We start from the raw sequence: 21724 nt of genomic DNA, 5'->3' as shown, positions 1-21724 counted from the left end.
AGTCTGTATCTTGCTGGTTCTATAAAAGTTCTCACATACATATTGTAAATTGTGGGTACTAAAAGTACAAGTACCAAGCATGATGTATACTATTATTGATGTTGAAACTACAGGACAAAGCAATCGTATGACCGAAATTTCGGTGTTTAAATACGATGGTGAAACCGTAATTGATGAGTTTACATCATTGGTAAATCCTGAAACCTACATTCCACAGCACATCACAGCACTTACAGGTATTGATGATGATATGGTAGCTGATGCTCCACGTTTTGCAGATATAGCACAAGACATTCTTAATATTACAGAAGGTACCATATTTGTAGCCCACAACGTTAACTTTGATTACAAAGTGATTAGCGGAGAATTTGAACGTATTGGCATAGAGTTTACTAGAAAGAAACTATGTACAGTGCGTTTGTCTAGAAAACTATTACCAGGCCATCGTTCCTACAGTTTAGGAAAGTTATGTAATGCGCTTAATATAGATCTACAGAATAGACACAGAGCCAGAGGTGATGTACAAGCTACAGTCATTCTATTTGAGTTATTACTACAACAACCAGAAGCGACAGAAGTATTTAAAGAATTCTTAAACAAGAATTCTAAAGAAGCGACCTTACCTCCTAACCTACCTAAAGAAAGTTTTGAATCTTTACCAAATACTGCTGGTATCTATTATTTTAAGGACAAAAAAGGAACAGTCATTTATGTAGGTAAAGCCATAAACATTAAAAAAAGAGTCCTTAGTCATTTTTATAGCAAGACTAAAAAGGCACAAGATATGGTAAGAGAAACGCGCGATATCGATTTTGAAAACTCTGGAAGTGAATTAATAGCATTACTCATGGAAGATGCTGCTATAAAGCACCACTTTCCTGTGTATAATAAAGTCGCCAAGCGCACCATTCAATCCTTTGCCATTTTTTCTTATGAAGACCGAAATGGAATTCTACATTTAGCTAGTAATAAAGCACGACTGACACCAAATCCTATCCTTACGTTTTTTAATGTAAGAGATGTGCGTACGTACATGGAAAAGCTTTGTGCACAATACAACTTATGTCCAAAATATTGTCATTTACAAGAATCTGTCTCTGAGTGTTCGCATTACAGTATCACAAACTGTAAAGGGGTTTGTAGGAATGAAGAATCTACAGAAGCTTATAATAATAGAGTCTTAGAAGCCATACACGCTATGTCTAACCAAAAAGAAGATGTTATTATGAGAGAAAAAGGCAGGCACAGCAATGAGGAAGCCTTTGTAATGATAAAAGGTGGTGAATATTTGGGCTACGGATTTATTGATAAGGAAGAACAAATCAGCCATATTGATGATTTAAACGCTTTCCTCATTCCACAGAAAAACAGTATAGATATTCAGAAGATATTACGAACGCGTTTATTAGAGATCTAATTTTGAGTTTTAATCTTTATGTCTCTAAACACTAAACTATTTAAAAGCAGGCTCATTTGGCTTGATATAAACATCTAATTGTGGAAACGCAATAACGATATCATTTTCATCAAACTTCTTAACAATAATTCGTCTTATATCACTTTTCACTGATCCTATTCCAAAGGTATTCTTACTAAAAAACAACAATTGAAAGTCTAAAGAAGAACTTCCAAAACCCATGAGTCTTCCTTGCGTCAATTCTCGGTCATACACATCTGGATGTTCAAAAGCGCTTTCTTCTAAAATACGGATAACATCATCTACATTGCTACCATAAGCAACACCAACATCAATCCTAAAACGTGTTTTATCGTTTTGGTGACTCCAGTTTATAACTTTGCTCGTTGTAATTAGTGAATTTGGAATGATGATAGAAATATCATCAGTATTTAGACCTTTCGAAGTTCTTATACCAATGGTTTGGATTTTTACCACATTTCCATCAATTTCTAAGACATCATTGATTTTAATAGAACGCTCTGTGAGCAAAATAATACCAGATATAACATCATTAAAGGTTTGTTGTAAACCAAGACCAATACCAACTAATAAGGCAGCAGAACCTGCTAGTAAAAGTGTCACCTTTATACCCATGGTTTCTAATACCAGCCCAAAAGTGATAATCCATACAATATAGCGGATAATTTGATAGATGGCTTGAATATTCCCCTTTTCATGTTCATCAACTTCAGTACGTCTAAAAAGCATCCTTTTTATAACATACACAAGCAATCTTGTAATGATGATAATCAATAAGATCTTCACAATCATGCTAACTTTCAAGGAATAGTCTCCCACAGTGAAAATAACGTAATCCAAGATGTTTTGTAATGATTGCATAACCAAAATTATGGGGTAGTTTATGTAGTAAATATAAGATTAATTTAAACGCGTATTAATGATTATAATCAATAACAAGACGTTACTTTTATCTAGATAACAGTCACCCTAACCTTCTTCTTTTTAAGGCGTACATTATTTAATTTCTCAACCAAACTATCAGCAATAACTAGAGGAACAGCAACGAAAGCACAATCTGGCTTTAATTCTATAACTCCCAACTGATCTTGAGAAATGCCTCCTTGTTTAAAAAACAGACCTGCAATATCTCCTTTAGAAATTTTATCTTTTCTACCACCAGAAATAAATAACGTCGTCCAGAATGGTGGTTTTATATCTTTAGCCGCATTAACACGAATGGTTTGTGACTTCCCAACAAAATCTGGAAACACTTCGCGATCACCTTTAATTAAATATGCTGTGCCTTTAGAATTCACTCTTGCTGTTCTTCCATTTCTATGTGTATACTCTTGAATCGCTTCAGGAATTTCATAGTGAATAATATAACTCATCTCCGGAATATCAATACCACGAGCTGCCAAATCACTAGCCACAAGTACAGTTACAGAACCATTTCTTAATTTTATTAAAGCACGTTCGCGATCACGTTGTTCCATACCTCCATGAAAACAAGTATGTGAAATGTTCTTTTTATCTAGGAAACGACTTAAATCTTCAAGTCGTTCTTTTTTGTTACAAAATACAATACCAGGCTCATTACCCACATGGTGCAATAAATCAACTAAAGTATTGTGCTTATTTTCAGATGGAGAAACAACGGTCTTAACTTCTAATTTAGAGCTTGGTTTTTCGGTTAAGAAATTTAAGGTTTTGGCTCCTTCCATATTTAAATATTTAGGAATAGAAGCTCCTTGGGTCGCTGACGTTAGAATGCGTTTATTTACATTGGCTAAATAGCTCATAATAAATTTCATCTCACCACCTGCTCCAACTTCTATAGAAATATCAAACTCATCTATCACTAAAGTTTTTATGAACTTAGTTGTAAAACGAGCTTGTTCAAAATGATCTGCTAACCGTCCTGGAGTTCCAATTAATATAGCAGGTGTATGTTTTAATTCTATTTTATCTTTAGCGATAGAACGACCTCCATAAATGGCATTTGCTTTATAACCAGAACCCATATTTCGTATTACCGTTTCTATTTGTATGGCCAATTCCCTTGAAGGGACAACGATTAAAGCTTGTACTTCTTCAATTTCTGGATCTAAAGCCTCTAATAATGGTAATAAAAAGGCTAAGGTTTTTCCGGTGCCTGTAGGTGATAATAATATGGTTTTTTCGTTTTTTTCAATTGACTCAATAGCAGATGTTTGCATTGAATTTAGCGCATAGATGCTTAGTTTTTCTAGAATTTCTTGTTGCGCTTTAATGTTATTAGCCATTGCTATTTCTTGTTTATTTTAGAATTGTCTGATGTAGAACTTTCTGAATTATCGGACAAAGATAGGTATATCATTCTTGTGAATTAACAAAACAAAAGCAACACCTTAAAAGATGTTGCCTTCTTAACAAGCTATTAATAACGGTTAAGGTTATCTTGTAATCAATTTAGATTTATTTCCTTTTTTAAGTACTATTTTATAGGTGAATTTTGATGCCCCTTCTTTAGAATAGAAAATCTTACAATTGCTCTTATCAAATGACCATCCTGGATAGTCTTTAGCCAATTGACTTGTTAAGACATAAGGTATTCTCACATCCTCATAATACTCTTCTGAACTTATAATTACACCATTATGGTCATACACAGCTTTAATATAATTTTCGCTGGCTTCAAATACAACATCATATGTAATAGATTTCTTTTTGCTATATATAGACTCCTTAGAAATGTCGTAAGCAGCTGCTATCTTTTGTAATTTTTTAATACGTACAGCCAATTGCTTAGTTTCATTAGTATTACTCATTAAATATGATTCATTTTTAATTTTTGAAGTTTTAATAGTAATGTCGTTATCATTATCTGTTGCCATAGCTAAGTCATTCTGCGCAGAGATAAGGTTGGTTAAACCTAAAATACATAAACCAAGAAGAATTTTTTTCATGAGTGATACAATTTTATGGGTTATACTTATTATTTATGATGTTTTATATACAGGCTGTAATTAATAAGATATTAGGACATGACGAAGTTACTAGACATGATACTCCTAACCATAAATTTGAGATAGACTGCTAATGAACAAGCAATAGACAATTAATAGACAACGGAAGAAAAACAAATATAACCTACTATAAATAAGTGTTTTATATATTTTGAATAAAAAAGTCTAAATCGACATCTTCTGAAAGATTTAGTTTTTTTCTTAAGCGATAACGACTCGTATTAAGTGACGCTAAAGTTATATTTTGAAGTGTGGCAATACTACGACTTTCAATTTTTAAGCGAATTAATGAGCAAAGTCTAATTTCATTTTTACTCAAGTTTGGGTAACTGTGTGTGAGTTTACTATAAAAGGTATGACTTAATTTGTCTAAGCGTTCAAAGAAATCTTGCGTATCACTATCTACATTAATTTTATTAGCAATAGCCAGATCTAAGGTTTTTATTAAGGATTCGCGTTCTTCTGACGAAGTTTGCTTTATGGCCTCTAATTGCTCTGCTAATTCTTTTGCCCAATCTTGATCTTGGGTAAGTTTTATAGCAAAATCAGACAAATCACGTTCTTTAGATTTAATCTCTGAATTAAGCTGTTCAACCTTTAAAGCTGAATTTTCTAGCTTCTGTTCAGCTAACAATTGTTTATTTTTTGCATTGATAAGGTGTTGCCTTCTACTAATAATAAGTGTCATTAATAGAATAATGAAAATAGACGATAAAAGCCCAATAAACCAAAGTTTAGCGCGCTGATTTTTAATCATATTCTCTTTTTGAATGCGATCTATTTTAAAATTTAATTCAATTTTGTCTATCGTAATATCATTCAATTCTTCTTGCCATTTTTTATCAGCATGATTAGATATGGCCTGAAGACTATCCGAAAAACGCTCAATCGCTTTTACTGTAGTATAGGCTTCTAAAATATTGTTTTGAGCACTTAACAAACGCTCTTTGGCTCTTAAAAACTCTAATTTAGAACTAGACGTTATATTGTTATTCAATTCTTGAAGCTTTACAACGGTTTCTAACTCTTTAAAAACCCGTTGTGCTACGTCTAACTGACTTAATTGTGTATTGGTAGTTACTAATTGTGATCCTGCACTAATTAACCTAGGAATATCTTTAGCTAAGGTTTCTTCATTAATGGCTGTTTTGAAATACTCAAAATTTTGCTGATATAATGGCTGTGCCTTTTTATAATCTTGCTGGTCAATATAAATATCTGCAATATTATCGCGTATGCTACCATTTAAAGTATGCTTAGGGAATTTAGACTTCGTAAGCGCATAAGCACGTTCAAAGAAATACATCGCAGAATCGAGGTCTTTTTTAAACCAATAAAAAAAGAGGCCATAATTGTTTATTGAAGACGGATGGTAAATATAATTTAGGTTCTTAGTAAACGCCATATTTGTTTTATGCTGCATTGCTGCGTTATCTAACAAACCAAGCTTTGCATAACTCTCTGCAAGCATGCTTCGCGCATAACTTCGCATTTCCATATATTTATTGCGCTCAGCTATACCTAATTCACCTTCATGATCTTTATAGTAATTAAAAAAGTTGAGATAAGATTTAATAGACTCTTTAGGAAACCCTACTTCTCTAAACCAATTTCCTGAATGTAGATAACTGTCTAAAACAAATTTAACATGTCCTTCAATGTGATTTAATTTATCTAAACGCTTAAAGTGAAGTGATAAATACCTTTGCATTTGAACATCCGAAAATGATGCGCGTCGGTATGTTTTTATATCATCTTCTGGAAATACAGAAGACATAGAGTCACTAATCTGTTGGTATTCCTTAAAAGCTGATTCACTAGTAATTGCTGTGCTTTGAGACCACAACTGAGGTATGGCCATACTGCACAAAAACAATAGTGATGCGTAATACTTAAACATTAATTATCAATAGGTTAGGATACCCTAAATATACCTAATTTTTTAAAGTAACAATATAAACTAGAAGAAGACTTTAATAAAACGTAAGCCTTAAAAAAACCTTCAGAAGTTCAGTATTATGAAAAGTGACATTCCTACTTCAAACAAAAATTAACATTTAAAGCACTCTCAATAATATAAAAATACAACTATCCTTCTCTACGTAATACCGCTAAAGGAGAACTCTTTAATACCGTTCGTATATTACTCAAACCAATTGCCATTATCAAAAGTGTGATTCCTGGTAAAAACACCACAAATGGAATTATAGATGGTGCAAAAGGTTCTTTAAAAACAAATAAAGCTAAACATAGACTACTCACTAAGGCCAATAAAATACCTACGAGACTACCTAATAAACCTAGAAATAGATATTCTAAAGCAGAAATTTTTAATATCTGAGTGTTCTTTGCTCCAAGTGTTCTCAATAAAACACTTTCTTTAATCCTTTGGTACTTGCTTGTTCTTACTGAGCCAATGAGTACAATGATGCCTGTTAGAATACTAAAGAAAGCCATAAAATTGATAATCCAAGTGACTTTATCTAAAATATCTTCGACTATAGTAAAGACTTGGCGCAAATCAATAATAGACACATTTGGAAATTTAGCTACCAAATCTCGTTGTAAATCTGCAGAACGTTTTTCATCAGACACATTAGTTGCCATAACATTAAACTGTGGAGCTTCCTCTAAAACACCTTTAGGAAATACAATAGCAAAATTTGGTTTTAATTGTCTCCAATCTACTTTACGAATACTACCTATAGTGGTTTCCATAAGCACACCTTGTATATTAAATACAATAGCATCTCCAACTCCAACATTAATATCTAAAGCCAGATTATCTGAAAGAGAAATCACCACAGGATCACCAGCCTTTAATTCTGGTGTCCACTCTCCTTCTATTAATTCTTCTGAGCTCGTTATAGAATCACGATAGGTTGATCTAAACTCATGGTTTAAAACCCAACGTTTAATTTGTTTGGTAGTATCTTGTCGTAATTCATTAACCAATTGCCCTTTTATACTGTGCATGCGCATGGTTACTAAAGGAATATTATCTAGCACAGGTAAACCTTGAGCCTTTATCATTTCTTCTAATGCATCGCGTTGCCCTGTTTGCACGTCTAGAATAATCATATTAGCATTTTCAGTAGTATCAATTTCTGATTTTGTCAATAAAATATCCTTTGTAAAATATAACGTACTAATTAAAAACGTACCCAAACCTATTGCAACAACCAGTACAACCGTTTGATTATTAGGTCTAAATAAATTCAATAAACTTTGGCGTGCCGTAAAACTCCAACTTTTTGGAAAAAACCGTCTTATACTTCTTATCGATAATAATGCAACACCAGCCAATACTGCAAAAGTAATAAGTGAAGCGAGCACAAATACCAAAGCATATATTGCACTGTTAAGTAACCAAAATGAAAATAAAAACAGAAAAATTAAAATAGTAGAAAATACTATTAACCGAACTTTCATAGGTTCTTGTGCAGCCTGTTCATCTACACGCAATACTTCTAATGGTGAAACATACCACGTTCTAAGCAATGGTAATAACGCGAATAATACAGACATAAACAGCCCAAGAAAAACTCCAATAATTATAGGTTGTGCTGAAATATTTACGGTCACTGTAAAAGGAAGAAATTCTTGCAGAAGATAAGGGAATAATCCTTGAAGTCCAATTCCTATAAGTGCGCCAATTAAACCACCAACAATACCAATACCTGCAATCTGAACAAGAAAAATAAGAAAACTTTGACGTCTAGATGCTCCCATGCATTTTAAAACAGCAATAGCTCTTAATTTCTCTTTTATATAAATATGAACGGAACTCGCAATCCCAATACAACCTAGCAATAAGGCAATAAAAGCAGCTAAATTTAAAAACTTTCCAACATTATCGTAGCGTTGTCCTAAGCGTCTGCTTGTACTAGTGTGCGTATCTAAATCTGCATTCTCAGCTTCAAGCATTGGTTGTAACTTTTTTTCAAGCGTATCTAAATTTAAAGTGTCAGACGCTTTATAAAAGAATTGATATTCCTTACGGCTTCCAAACTGAAGCAGTTCCGTATTTTTAATAAAGCGATACGGAATTATGATTGGAGGTGCGACTGAAGATGATACTGCTGTACTGCCAGGAATCGCATTTAATGTGCCTGCAATTGGAAGAACTAATTCTCCAATTTTTATAGAATCACCTGGTTTTACATTAAATTGAAGTAGCAAAGTTGCATCAACTAAAGCTCCACCTGACTTTTGATAAGTATCTGCAGCCGAGGATGGTTCTGTATCTATAGTTCCGTAAAAAGGAAAGTCTCCATCAAGACCTCTAACTTTAACTAGTTTGGTGCCTCCATTTTTTGGAAAGGCAATCATAGATACAAAATTCACTTCAGAAGCATCTGGTTTTAGAGAATCAATAATGACCTTAGCTCGCTCTGTTGGCACTTGTCTAGTATCAATAATATAATCCGCTCCCATCAATGCTTTTGATTGGATGTAAATATTTTCCTTAAGGTTGGTACTAAATAATTGTATGGAAACTACAGCTGCAATACCTAAAATGATAGAAGCCATAAACAAAAGCAATCGCACTCTACTTGCCTTGGCATCTCTCCATGCCATTTTAAATAGCCATTTTGTTTTTTGATTCATAATAAGGATAAGAATGAAATTACAGCACTTGCGTACGTTGGTTGGTTAAAATTTGTCCGCCTTTAAGTCGTAATATTTGTTGTGTTCGGTTGGCTAAATCCAAATCATGAGAAATAATAACTAATGTAGTTCCTGCTTCTTTATTCAAATCAAACAATAACTTTATCACTTTTTCACCAGTTTCTTCATCTAGATTACCTGTGGGTTCATCTGCAAAAAGTATAGAAGGTGCATTAGCAAAAGCTCTAGCTAAAGCAACACGTTGTTGCTCGCCTCCAGAAAGCTGAGAAGGGTAATGATGATAACGATCTGCTAAGCCTACTTTTTCCAATAAGACTTTGCTTTTTTTAACAGCCTCTTTATCTCCTTGCAATTCTAAGGGTACACTTACATTTTCTAATGCGGTAAGCGTTGGTAGTAATTGAAAATTTTGAAATATAAAACCAACTTCCTTATTCCGTAGTTGAGCACGTTGGTCTTCGTTTAAAGTATTTAAATCTTGCCCACACAACTCAACACTACCAGCATTTGGTTCGTCTAAGCCTGCACATAAGCCTAATAATGTTGTTTTCCCACTTCCTGAAGGACCAACGATTGAAAAAGTTTGTCCTTTTTCTACATCGAAAGAAATGTTATGTAAAACCGTTAATTGTTTGTTACCACTAGAATATGTCTTTTCTAGCCCAGTAATCTTTAATATCTTTGGCATATTAATTTTTAATTTAAATGACAACTTATGTCGAAGGCTCAAAATAATCATTTGCATTTAATTTCACCAATCTCAACCATGCCTAAACTCTTAAAGTTTTGTTATTTTATTTTTACCCTTTTATTATTTAGTTGCGGTAATGATAAAGCTGAAAAAACAGTAGAAACAAAACAGGTGAAAGAAGCAACAAACGACACCGAACAAAATGATGTCATTACAAATGATACAAAAACGATTTTATGTTTTGGTGATAGTATCACGGCTGGCATGGGATTGGAAGATAGTAATGATGCATATCCTGCCGTTTTACAACAAAAAATAGATGCCTTAGGCCTAAATTATACTGTAATTAACTCAGGTTTAAGCGGTGAAACGACATCTGGAGGAAAAAATCGTATTAATTGGATTTTAAACCAAAAAGTTGATATTTTCTTGTTAGAATTAGGTGCTAACGATGGTTTGCGAGGTGTGCCTTTATCAGAAACACGTGCAAACTTACAAACCATTATTGATGTGGTTCAAAAGAAAAGTCCAAAAACAACAATTATACTGGCTGGTATGGAATTGCCACCTAACATGGGACAAGATTATACCAATGAATTCAGACAAATTTTTGCAGACTTAGCAGAAAAAAATAAACTAGCCTTTATTCCTTTTATTTTAAAAGACGTTGGTGGTGTTGCTGACTTAAATCAAGATGATGGCATTCACCCTACTGTTGAAGGTCATAAAATAGTCGCAGACACTGTTTGGGATGTTTTAAAACCTATAATTACTAAGTAAAAAGGATTAAATTAATGTTTCTTTTTCTTCTTTTTAGAATCTTCTGAGGCTGCCTTGCCCAATGTAGTTTCTGCCACTTGATGTGCTAATATTTTTTCTATTAATTCTTCTTTTGTTAGATGATGAAAAATAGTACGTACATCTCTTCTTAGTGTTTCAGAAATCGTACGATTGGGTTTCGTTTTAAATATTTTTTTCGCCCACAATAACGTATTATTCTCTTCTATACTTTGAGCATCTGCTTTTTTAATTTCGTGGAAAGTGATTCCTAATTCATTTTCAAAATCAGCAATATCTATAACTTCTTCTTGCTGCAAAACAGTTAACGATAAACCTTTTGCTCCTGCTCTAGCTGTTCTTCCACTTCTATGCACATAAGCATCATAAGTGTCTGGTAAGTGATAATTAACCACAAATGCGACATCTTTTACATCAATACCACGAGCGGCTAAATCTGTAGCAATTAAAATAGAGATATGTCCTTCTCTAAATTGTCCCATTATACGATCTCTAATCCCTTGAGACAAACTACCATGTAACGCACCAGAAGAAAATTTATTGATGGCTAAATTCTTAGCTAATTTATTTACAGCGGCTTTTGTTTTACAAAAAATAATACCTCGTTGTCCTTCTTTACTATTTAAAAAATGAAGTAAAACGTCTAATTTCTCTATAGGTTCTACTACTACATATTGATGATCTATACCTTGGTGTCCAACGGTAGCCATATCTGCTTCAACCTGAACCACGTGTTTAGACATGTAATTCTGAACCAATTGTTTTATAGCTCCAGATAAGGTTGCAGTAAACAAAAATGTACGTCTAGCTTTTGGAATACCTTTTATAATAAGGTCTAAATCCGTTTTTAAAGCACTGACCATTTCGTCAGCTTCATCTAAAACCAAGAATTTTAAATGTTTTAGACTTACAGTACCTCGATTTATTAAATCTACCAAACGTCCTGGTGTGGCTACTATAATATGTGTAGTTTCTGTTAAACGTTCTATTTGTGGCTTTATCGGAATACCTCCAAACGTTGCCGCAATAGAAATCATAGGACTTTGCTTGGCAAACGACGTTAAGTTAGCGCAAATTTGTTGTCCTAGTTCGCGGGTTGGAGCTAAGATTACTGCTTGCACGTTAGTGTCTTCCGTATCTATTAACTGTAATAACGGCAATCCGAATGCTGCCGTTTTCCCTGTTCCGGTTTTAGCTATTGCAACAACATCTTCTTTTTGTTGAAGAATTATTGGAATGGCCTTTTCTTGAATATCTGTAGGTACAGTAATATTTAATTCGGCTAAACTCTGTTGAATAGATTTATTAATTCCTAAATCGGAAAAATGCTTGGACATAAAAAATAATTTTTGCAAAGGTAAGAATACTGTTGTTGGGAAAGAGGTAAAATAGTTATCATTACTACAAAGCCAAACATCTAAACATAAAAAAACCATCAGTTAAGATGGTTAAGTAAATTGTAATTCTAATTTTTTACAGCTTTTACATTTGTAGCTATTGGACCTTTATCGCTTTTCTCAACGTTAAATGTCACTTTATTTTTTTCTTTAATTTTACCTACTACGTTTGTGGTGTGCACAAAAATCTCTTCGTTAGTATCATTTATAATTATAAATCCAAATCCTTTTTTAGCATTGAAAAATTTAACGGTCCCTTCTTTTGTACCACTTACTTTATCAGAGTTGAACAATCTTTTTATAAAGTCTAAAATCATTAGTATTGTTTTAAATAGTTTGCGACAAAATTAACGTTTTGTTTTTACCCAAACAAACGTAGGCGCTTTCTATTGCTTATATATGTATTAAATAGATTTTTTATCACTTTGTTTGTCTATAAATGAAAACTTACATCTTACGATTTTTAAAGTCTAATTCTACTTGCTCAATGACCCAATTGGTTATCTTACTAGCAATGATACCTCTAAAAGCAGCTATAATTGGTTTTAACCACCAACTCTTAACTCGTCCTTTTAGTTCTGCCTTTAAAATAGCATTAACCCTTTTCTTTATTGGCTTTTTTAATTCTCGGAAAGCTTTACCATTAAACTTAGGGAAGTCCTCAACCTCATATTTAGTTGGATTGGAATCTCCTTCAATTTTACTGATGTCTGGTATAATTGGCATATAAATTTTCTCGCTACCATCTTTTTGTTTCACGTTCCGTTTAAATTCGGCAATGGCCGCATCACTAACACCATAAAACAAATTATTAGGATTGTCTTTGTCACATTCTAAAAATAAAATTCCTCGTAAAAAATTACGTGCGTTATCTCTCCCTAGAAAAAAATCATGCTGTCTAAATTTAATATCAAGAAAACCTCCAAAACCTTCTAAAGCTCCTGTTGCTAAAGGTGGATGCTCTCTAATTTCCATTTTTCCAGATTTCAACTTTCTTGGAAAAGACATTAGTTTAAACAAACCAACACCATAAGTATCTGTTTGTTTGTAACGTGCTTGACTAAGAATTGTTGGTACAATAGCTCCAAGAATCCCAACAATACTAGAGACTTTATGGTTTACGTCATCCGTTACTTTAGCATCGAAAAAATTAGGAAACGGATCTATATGCACTGTTCCAAACTTTGGGTTGTCTAAATTTGGTTCTCCGTGTTTTTTAACGAGATGTCGCAATACTTCATCAAATGGTTCATTATTTATAGTACCTCCATCAATAGCTGTAAACTGAAAATTTGATGTTTGTTCTGCATCTATGAGTATATCTAAATCTTTAATTAATGATTTACGAACCTTTAAACTATTATTTAAATAGCTTGTTGTAAACTCGTTATCAAAATAACGGGATTTTAATCCTATAGGAAATGCTCCAGTGGCTTTTGTTACTTTAATTAAAAATTGGCGTGAGTCTAAATTATGTGGATGAAACGGTAAATATTGATTTTTATCTTTTGTATCGTCAAAGTTTAATTTAAAATGTGCCAATACATCATGGCTACTTACACGATGTGATGGCGTTTCATCTAAAAATTTAGATTTAATTCTACTCATTTTCACCTTATAGTCTAACGGTCTAAGGCTTGTTAGAGTAATAAGCAATCTTAAATCTTTAGATATATATTTCGGAAAGTTATCTAAACCAGCCTCTTTTGGCAACTCATTAAATACACGCTCTGCAATAGCATCGATTGGTGTGGAATTTAAAAGAGAAGGAGCACCAACTTCTGGATTGATATCTGAAATATCTAACATTTTTTCAAATGTACCTTTTCCACTAGCCTTTTCTGAATATAGATTTTCATCATCGTCTAAAAACACCCAACTATCATAAAGGATATTGCCTGTTTTTACATTTGATACTTTCTTAACTGGTTTCCAATTACCAGCGTAAAGTGCAAGTGTCGCAATCATACCAACCATGCCTCCTGCAGAGGCGCCTCCAATGGCATCAATAATGACATTGTGAGTAGGAATATTACTGTCTGAATTATTTAATTGTTGCTGTTTTGCATTTTCCCATTCAGATAATGCTTCTAATAAATAATCCATAAAACCAGCTGTATAAGCACCTGCAGAAACAGCTCCTGCCATGGATAGTCCTAAATGAAATGTCTGTTTACTCATTATAATCTGGTATTTTGAAGTCAAGAATTTATTAGAACGATGAAATTACATTATTCTTTTTTCAAAATAAATAAAATAAGATTACAATCTTAATTCAGTTTAGAATTTTAATGCACAAAAAAACGTCCTAAATAGTCATTTAGAACGTTATATATTTTAACTAATTTTAATTATGATTTGGCTATAACAACATCTTTTTTTAATGTAATATTTCGCTCAGCGACAAAAATACCATCTTCAGATTTTAATTTAAGTATTCTAGTTGGATCACCTTTTTTAGCCATACGCTTACGACATGTTTTAGTAAGTAATGGATCTTCATCAAATAAAAATGTTTCAATAACGTATGCTTCTTTAGTAGCTTCTTTTATTATAGGATATACTTGTTGTAATTGATTAAATCGTCTATCTCCTCCCGGAACAAATGTATATAGAGTATAACGTCCGTTTGCATCTGTTTTTACCCAACTTCTATGATAAACATAGCGCTTGTCATTGGTTTCTCTTAAATCGAAATCACCATTCTCGTCTGGTTGTTCAACATAAAGAATCACATCTTTTGCAGGAGTAACACCATCATTTTCGTATATAGTTCCTGTAATTTTAAGTTTATTGATTTTAGTCTCGTAATCTGGAATAGTATCTGAACTCATTAAATTAAGTTCTGTAGAATCATAAATTGGAAGTTGTTTAATTGAATCTTGAGCAGATACCAAACAGCTTGCTCCTAAAAAGCAAATAAAACTAAATAAATAAATTGAATTTTTCATGAGAATATTAATTAACAACACCTCTAAATTGGTACTTATTAATAACAACACCATAAAAATCTCACCAATGCTATTTTTTCACGATAAACCGAAAAAAATAACTAAAAATTCCGACGTAATACGCTCATTTTTATCAAGCCATCAATTTATAAACTGTATTTATATCTCATATTTTTACTTAATAACTCTTGAAATAACCACATAATAAAACGCTATTTAATAAAAATAAATACTCTGAAAGAATGTAAAAAATTGATGTTTGATTTTGACTGAATAAATAGTCCATACAATTATAGAATTAACACTTAAGTTCAACAGAAATTATGAGTATTTTCCAAAAATAAGTGATTATAAAGTGAATATTAAGGAGAAAAACACACAATGTATTTCATCGGTGAAATATGTATTTTATCAAGCAAACACGCAGTTTAACGTAAAAATCTGCATTTAATATATAAAAAAGTTTTCGTAAAAATGTAAAAATATAGTTGTTTTATTTAATAAAATGTATAGATTTGTTGCACTAAGATTAATTAAAAAGTGTAAATATGAATACCAAATCTACCTTATTTTGTGCCTTTTTTTTCCTAATGATAAGCATGGGTTTTGCTCAAAAAAAGAAAGAATCTCAAAGTATTATTAGTGGCAAAGTAAACATCTCAAAATATCATAGTCGTGAAGACTTAAAAAAGATGTCGAAGGGAGACTTATTAGTTTTATATATAGAACGAATTGAAGTGATTGTAAATATTCTTCCAAATATTGCATTTGCAACAAAGCCTGGAGTAACTATGGAATCTTTAGGTATACCTGAGACAAAAGATAATATAAAGGCTTTAGAAGATAATATTGATGCTTCTACATCCTATTTTGATAGTACAATAGAGTTTCAAAAATCAATTCTGCCTTATTCTGATACTAAAGATTTAATAGCAGCTATTTTATTTTACGAATCAACTCTTAAAGCATTACATACCTATGACGACTTTAAAAAAGATTAGTTAGTTTTTTAATTATTATGTGTTTGTAAAAACCTTGACATTGAGAATATGTCAAGGTTTTTTTATGCTGTAAACTGAAACAATCAAAAAGGTTATATTTATTTTTTTTTTACATATTTCACTGATTAACTAACGTTTTTTGTAGGTAAATGCACCAAATTTACACTAATGTATGTATTTCATCGATATTATTTGTGTTTCATGGATTTTAATCATATGTTTGGGCTAAATAATTAATAGCCCTTAATCTAATTATAGAATTTACCTACTATGAAAAATTTTACTCTAACCGCACTGCTCTTTTTTTTAGTGATTAGCAACATAAATGCCCAACAAGAAAAAGGCATTACTGGCTACAATAATTGGCTAGACTCATGGACGGATTTTCAGCCTAATAAAGAAAACTACGAAGAGCCAACACAAATCTTAACAGGTAACATAACAGAAAACACTACTTTAACCAAAAGGAACACTTATCTTCTTCTAGGAGATGTTTATGTTACTGATAGTACAACACTAACTATAGAAGCAGGAACAGTAATTCTTGGTGACTTTAATACTAAAGGATCATTAACAATCAGTAATGGATCTAAAATATTTGCTGAAGGAAAACCAACAGATCCAATTATTTTTACTTCAAGTAGAACTGATAAAAAACCAGGAGATTGGGGAGGCCTTTTTATTTTAGGAGATGCACCTATCAATACTTTTGGCAAAGTCGCTTCACTTAATTACGGATTAAACCCATCGTCAACAGAAAGTATTAGTTATGGTGGAGATAACTCTAACGGAAATTCTGGTACTTTAAAGTATGTAAGAATTGAGTATGCTGGTAAAAACACAAAAGAATTTGGAAACTTCAGCGGACTTACTCTTGCTGGTATAGGACTTCAAACTAACGTAAACAACGTAATGGTGAGTTACTGCCAAGGAAACTCATTTAATGTTTTGGGTGGTGAAGTTGAATTAATTCAAACAGTATCTTATAGATCTAATAAAAATGATTATGAATTTAATTATGGAGCACAATGTCACATTATTAATTCATTAGCAATTAGATCACCTTATATTTCTAGTCCAGACGGATCACGTTGTATGTCAATTAAATCTTATGACATAAAAGAAAAAGCGGATACTTCTAAAAAGGAAACATATGTTAATGCAGAGAACCTTACTCTTGTTAATGTTAGTAAAGATTTAAAATCAGATATTAATGTTGGTTTGGTACAAGAAGCGATTTACATAGGACCAGATGTAAAGTTCACAATTAATAAAAGTGTAATTTCTGGATTTAAACCTGCTGTAATCTTTGATGGACGTATTGATATAAACAGTGAAAATTTACAAAAGATAAAATTTACAAGATTATATTTTAATAACTGTAAAGGTAATATTTACAGAAAAGACTATTCTAATAATGATGACTTAGAAAGTTGGTATGGCAGCAGAGCTTTTGACAATGTGTACTCAAAAGGTCCAGACTCAGAAACTTTTATCGACTCTAATAATAGTAAATATCCAGATTTTAGATTAAGAATTAACAAAATAATTGCTTCTAATGATTTATATGACGATGATGATGATTAGACTATAATCTTAAAACGATCGTCAACCTTAAACTCAAACCCCAAACAGCTTATAGACTAAAACTACAACCCCTAAACCTAATGCTTAAACCTACCTACCTATCACAAATAATATTTGCAGTATGCCTTGTTGCCATTTCCATGTCAGAACGTGCCAATGCGCAAATAGTTATTGGTACGCCAAATTTAGGATTTAGTCAGGCTTGTGCAAGCGCATCATTTAACACTTATACTACTACGTTTATTTTTTCACCAGAATCTGCTTTAGATTCTTCTAACCAGTTTAGCATTGAAATGTCTGATGCGGATGGTGATTTTACTAATGCAACTACAATATATACATCAGCAGCAGGATCAGTTACAGTTTCACCAGCAACATTAGAATTCTCAATACCAAACACAACAGCTGGAGAAAATTATAAAATTCGAATTAAAAGTAGTGCTCCTATAGCAACAAGTTCTAAGTCGGTAGCATTTGCTGCTTATTATAAAATTCAGGATTCACCATTTACTATTAATAATTTAGTTTCTACTGGTGCCTTTTGTACAGGTGGTAGCTACTTATTAACTATAGATAATCCTGGCAACGGAACTAATGATTCTCCATTACAATATCCTAACCTTACATATAAGTGGTATAAAGAAACAAGTCCAACAACCTCAGCATATGTAGCAGATGGACCAACGTTATCTGTAAACACAAATGGTACTTATTTTGTAAAAACCAATTACGGAAGTTGTACTTCAGATTCATTCTCTAATCGTGTTACTATCAGTGAAGCCATTTCTGGTGAAGCCAATGCTACTATAGCCTCAAGCTTAGGTAATCCATTTTGTCCTGAACAAGGTTATACCACTTTAAGTACTATAGGAGGTAATAGCTACCAATGGTTTAAAAACGGAAACATTATTCCAGATGCTACAAGTCAAATGTATCAAACTAATGAATCAGCAACTTTTTCAGTACAAGTAGATTTAGGAGATTGTTCTGCTTCTGGTAGTATAGAATTAGTAAGCGAGTTATTTGAAAGTTCAATTGATGTGCCAGAATATAATGAGATTTTGTCAGGTGAATCATTATTTGTTAATGTAACCTCAACAGCTCAAAACCCAAATTATAATTGGTATTTAAACAATACTATAATTTCAGGTGCAACTGAATCTTCGTTTGAAGCGACAGAATTTGGTGACTATAGTGTCATCATCTCAGAAACTACTGGTTGCGAAGCTTCAATAGAATATTTGTTTACCGTAGAAGAAGCATTAGATCTTTTTCCTGATGTAGAAAAAATACCGAACCTTATTAGTCCTAATGGAGATCTAATTAATGATACATGGATTATTCCACCAGCTTATGTAAGTGGCACAAATACTGAAGTGATTATTATGACTAATCGTGGTGAAGTAGTATTAAAGACTAATGATTATCAAAACAATTGGCCAGAAACCGATCTCAACTTAACCAGCATAAATCAGGTGTATTATTACATCATAACCACAGAAGATAATAAAATTAAAAAAGGTTCAATAACCGTAGTAAAATAATATGAAAGCACGTTTTTTACTTTTTATATTATGTATCTGTTTTACACAGACATTCTACTCTCAAGAAGATGACGGAGTGGTTTCGCTTGCAATACCAACTCGTAATTCTCTAACCTTTAATAAATATACTTTAAACCCAACATTCAGTTTTGTAAGAGAACAAACAAAATATGTAAGCATCTATAACAAAAGAGAATGGGTGTCTTTTGATAACGCACCACTCACCTATTTGGCAAGTTACTCTGGTCGTTTTGGAGAAAATATTGGTGCAGGATTAGGATTGTTTCAACAAAATTATGGAGTACTTACCACCTTTGGTGGTATTTTGAATTTTGCATACAATGCAAGATTAGGTCAAGATAGTAACCTAACTTTTGGTATCAATATTGGTGCTTATAAAAGTGGTGTAAATACAGGTAATGTTGTTACAAATTTTGAAGATCCATCCTTACAAAATGTTCCAGAAAATTTCTTACTATCTATTAATCCTAGCATTAACTACGGAACAGAATTTTTAGATTTCGGATTGTCATTTAAAAATTTAGCTTTATATAATTTTGAATCTTCTCTCTTAGTTGAAGATAATCCACAACAAAGCATTCAAGCTCATTTTATGTACACAGGGTACATGAGTAGCAGAGGATTTTTTGACAATAGTAAATTTACGGCTTTATTACGATCAGATTTTCAGAAAGATGAAACCATCATTTCTGGTGTTGCTATGGTTACAGTACCTAAGGGTATTTGGGCACAAGCAGGTTACAACACACTTTATGGAGCTTCAGCTGGTGTAGGTATTAACATCACAAAGCAAATTGCTCTAGAGTATAATTATGAAAAAGCCTTTGGAGACTTAAACAATTTTGGATCTTCACATGAAATCACATTAGCTTACAGATTCATAAATAATAATTATTATGATTATAGCCGAGAAGACGAGGTAAGTAGTATTCTTTCTAGTGGAAACAAAAGACGTCGCGTTTCAAAAACGTCTAAATCAAGAGTGGCAAATAATAAAACCTCTAATACATCTAAACGTAAAACTAATACACAAGCTAACACATTAACTGAGCAAAATGCAAAATTACAAACAGAAACTGAGTCTCAAGCTAAAGCATTAGCAGAACAGAAAAAGACTGCACAAGATAATGAAGCTCAAACTAAGTTAATTGAAGAACAACAAGCAAAAGAATTAGCTGAAGTACAGGCTGAGCTTGATAAAATTGAAGCAGATAAAAAAGCGGCTGAAAGAGCAGAAACAAGAGCAAAACTATTAGCCGAGCAAAAAGCTAAAGCAGAAGCTGATGCACAAGCAAAACTATTAGCAGAACAAAAAGCCAAAGCTGAAGCTGATGCACAAGCAAAACTATTAGCAGAACAAAAAACTGAAGCTGATGCACAAGCAAAACTATTAGCAGAACAAAAGGCCAAAGCCGAAGCTGATGCACAAGCAAAATTATTAGCAGAACAAAAGGCCAAAGCAGAAGCTGATGCACAAGCGAAACTATTAGCAGAACAAAAAGCTGAAGCTGATGCACAAGCAAAATTATTAGCAGAACAAAAAGCCAAAGCAGAAGCTGATGCACAAGCGAAACTATTAGCAGAACAAAAAGCTGAAGCTGATGCACAAGCAAAATTATTAGCAGAACAAAAAGCCAAAGCAGAAGCTGATGCACAAGCGAAACTATTAGCAGAACAAAAAGCTGAAGCTGATGCACAAGCAAAATTATTAGCAGAACAAAAAGCTAAAGCTGAAGCACAAGCAAAACTATTAGCAGAGGAAAATAACAACGATGATATTATTTCAAACCCTACGGATGAGTTAGCTAAGTCTATGCAAACTATTGCAAACTCAACTGAAGACTCTAAAGCTGTACAAAACGAATTACTAAAACAATTCGATGATATTGTTGCCATTAAGGATCAAGATCTAAAAGATTTAAAAGAAGAAAATGATTTAAGCGATCAAGGTATTACAGTACAACCAAAACCATTTAAAAGTGTTACTGCAGAAAACAATGCACTTAACGCAATTAAGGTTGATTTAGAAAACATTATAAAATCAAGAAGCGAAAAAATTGATGATTTAAATAAACTTTATGAAGATCGTATTGCAAACAGTACCTACGGATTAGATGAAGTTGCATTATTTTATAAAAAGGAAATTAAACGATTAAAAGCCGAACAATTAAAAGCTAATGAAGTAAATGCACAATTAAACACAAAGCTTGATGCTATTAGAATAGCAACGGAAGTTGAAAAAAGAAGACGTATTAAACGTGCTGCTTTTAATAATGAAGAAGATAGATATAGTCAAGACAGAGCCATGCTTAATAATATAAAGCAAACTACAGTATTAAGCGATGAACCTTTAAAAGAAACCGATTTTGACTTTGGGGAACCTTTAGGAAATAACATTAAAATTTTAAAAAATATAGATAATGTTGATAGCGGTTATTACCTAATCATTGCAGTGCATAGTGATACAAAAAGAAGAAATGAATTTTTAACTAATGTGGTTGCCTCTGGCAGAACGGATGTTGATTTCTTCCACGATGTTGCAACAAGTAAATATTATATATTCTATGATAAATTCGAGGATATCGGAAATGCTAATAAAGCCTTAGAATCTAAAGGAAATAGACCATACAATGGAAAAATGTCAATAGTAAAAATTGAAAATTAATAAGTGTTA

At 32.4% G+C, this 21724-nt stretch carries 16 protein-coding genes; 6 read left to right on the top strand and 10 right to left on the bottom strand.

Annotated elements, in window-relative coordinates; genetic code table 11:
* The first annotated feature begins 79 nt into the window (after window positions 1–79).
* Window positions 80–1417, top strand: a complete 1338-nt coding sequence (locus tag DFQ10_RS05980) for an exonuclease domain-containing protein (protein WP_115816496.1) — start codon at window positions 80–82, stop codon at window positions 1415–1417.
* 36 nt (window positions 1418–1453) lie between these two features.
* Here the strand turns inward: DFQ10_RS05980 and DFQ10_RS05975 are convergent, their stop codons facing one another.
* The 6 genes from DFQ10_RS05975 to DFQ10_RS05950 all read right to left on the bottom strand — a co-directional run bounded on the left by DFQ10_RS05975 (window position 1454) and on the right by DFQ10_RS05950 (window position 9748).
* Window positions 1454–2299 carry a mechanosensitive ion channel family protein gene (locus DFQ10_RS05975; protein ID WP_115816495.1) on the bottom strand — a complete coding sequence of 282 codons (846 nt, stop codon included), beginning with the start codon at window positions 2297–2299 and terminating at the stop codon, window positions 1454–1456.
* 92 nt (window positions 2300–2391) lie between these two features.
* Window positions 2392–3705, bottom strand: coding sequence for a DEAD/DEAH box helicase (locus tag DFQ10_RS05970; protein WP_115816494.1), 1314 nt, complete (start codon window positions 3703–3705; stop codon window positions 2392–2394).
* A 150-nt stretch (window positions 3706–3855) separates the two neighbouring features.
* A complete protein-coding gene (locus tag DFQ10_RS05965; RefSeq protein WP_115816493.1) occupies window positions 3856–4368 on the bottom strand; it encodes a hypothetical protein in 513 nt (170 codons plus the stop codon).
* A 202-nt stretch (window positions 4369–4570) separates the two neighbouring features.
* Window positions 4571–6328: a helix-turn-helix transcriptional regulator gene (locus DFQ10_RS05960; protein WP_147299184.1), complete on the bottom strand. Its 1758-nt coding sequence runs from the start codon at window positions 6326–6328 to the stop codon at window positions 4571–4573.
* A gap of 188 nt (window positions 6329–6516) precedes the next feature.
* Window positions 6517–9009, bottom strand: a complete 2493-nt coding sequence (locus DFQ10_RS05955) for an ABC transporter permease (protein ID WP_115816920.1) — start codon at window positions 9007–9009, stop codon at window positions 6517–6519.
* A 49-nt stretch (window positions 9010–9058) separates the two neighbouring features.
* On the bottom strand, window positions 9059–9748 hold the full coding sequence (locus tag DFQ10_RS05950; protein WP_115816491.1) for an ABC transporter ATP-binding protein: 690 nt from the start codon (window positions 9746–9748) through the stop codon (window positions 9059–9061).
* A 27-nt stretch (window positions 9749–9775) separates the two neighbouring features.
* Between DFQ10_RS05950 and DFQ10_RS05945 the strand changes: the two genes are divergently transcribed.
* On the top strand, window positions 9776–10531 hold the full coding sequence (locus DFQ10_RS05945) for an arylesterase (RefSeq protein ID WP_115816490.1): 756 nt from the start codon (window positions 9776–9778) through the stop codon (window positions 10529–10531).
* Window positions 10532–10542: 11 nt separating this feature from the next.
* On the opposite strand, the gene DFQ10_RS05940 is transcribed toward DFQ10_RS05945, so the two are convergent.
* From DFQ10_RS05940 to DFQ10_RS05925, 4 genes are all read right to left on the bottom strand, one after another.
* On the bottom strand, window positions 10543–11886 hold the full coding sequence (locus tag DFQ10_RS05940) for a DEAD/DEAH box helicase (RefSeq protein WP_115816919.1): 1344 nt from the start codon (window positions 11884–11886) through the stop codon (window positions 10543–10545).
* A 128-nt stretch (window positions 11887–12014) separates the two neighbouring features.
* Window positions 12015–12263, bottom strand: coding sequence for a cold-shock protein (locus tag DFQ10_RS05935; RefSeq protein WP_115816489.1), 249 nt, complete (start codon window positions 12261–12263; stop codon window positions 12015–12017).
* A 130-nt stretch (window positions 12264–12393) separates the two neighbouring features.
* Entirely contained in the window at window positions 12394–14127 is a 1734-nt protein-coding gene (locus DFQ10_RS05930) for a patatin-like phospholipase family protein (RefSeq protein WP_115816488.1), read from the bottom strand.
* 170 nt (window positions 14128–14297) lie between these two features.
* A complete protein-coding gene (locus tag DFQ10_RS05925) occupies window positions 14298–14897 on the bottom strand; it encodes a peptidase associated/transthyretin-like domain-containing protein (RefSeq protein ID WP_115816918.1) in 600 nt (199 codons plus the stop codon).
* A 548-nt stretch (window positions 14898–15445) separates the two neighbouring features.
* On the opposite strand from DFQ10_RS05925, the gene DFQ10_RS05920 reads away from it, so the two are divergent.
* From DFQ10_RS05920 to DFQ10_RS05905, 4 genes are all read left to right on the top strand, one after another.
* On the top strand, window positions 15446–15898 hold the full coding sequence (locus tag DFQ10_RS05920) for a hypothetical protein (protein ID WP_115816487.1): 453 nt from the start codon (window positions 15446–15448) through the stop codon (window positions 15896–15898).
* A 270-nt stretch (window positions 15899–16168) separates the two neighbouring features.
* Complete coding sequence (locus DFQ10_RS05915; protein ID WP_115816486.1) at window positions 16169–17485, top strand: hypothetical protein; 1317 nt, start codon at window positions 16169–16171, stop codon at window positions 17483–17485.
* Window positions 17486–17565: 80 nt separating this feature from the next.
* Entirely contained in the window at window positions 17566–19029 is a 1464-nt protein-coding gene (locus tag DFQ10_RS05910; protein WP_115816485.1) for a T9SS type B sorting domain-containing protein, read from the top strand.
* A 1-nt stretch (window position 19030) separates the two neighbouring features.
* Complete coding sequence (locus DFQ10_RS05905; protein WP_115816484.1) at window positions 19031–21715, top strand: PorP/SprF family type IX secretion system membrane protein; 2685 nt, start codon at window positions 19031–19033, stop codon at window positions 21713–21715.
* Window positions 21716–21724: the final 9 nt, after the last annotated feature.

It is taken from the genome of Winogradskyella eximia (assembly GCF_003386165.1).
Classification (GTDB): Bacteria; Bacteroidota; Bacteroidia; order Flavobacteriales; family Flavobacteriaceae; genus Winogradskyella; species Winogradskyella eximia.
The sequence above is the reverse complement of the archived record's forward strand: the minus strand, read 5'-3'. Positions and strand labels throughout refer to the sequence as shown.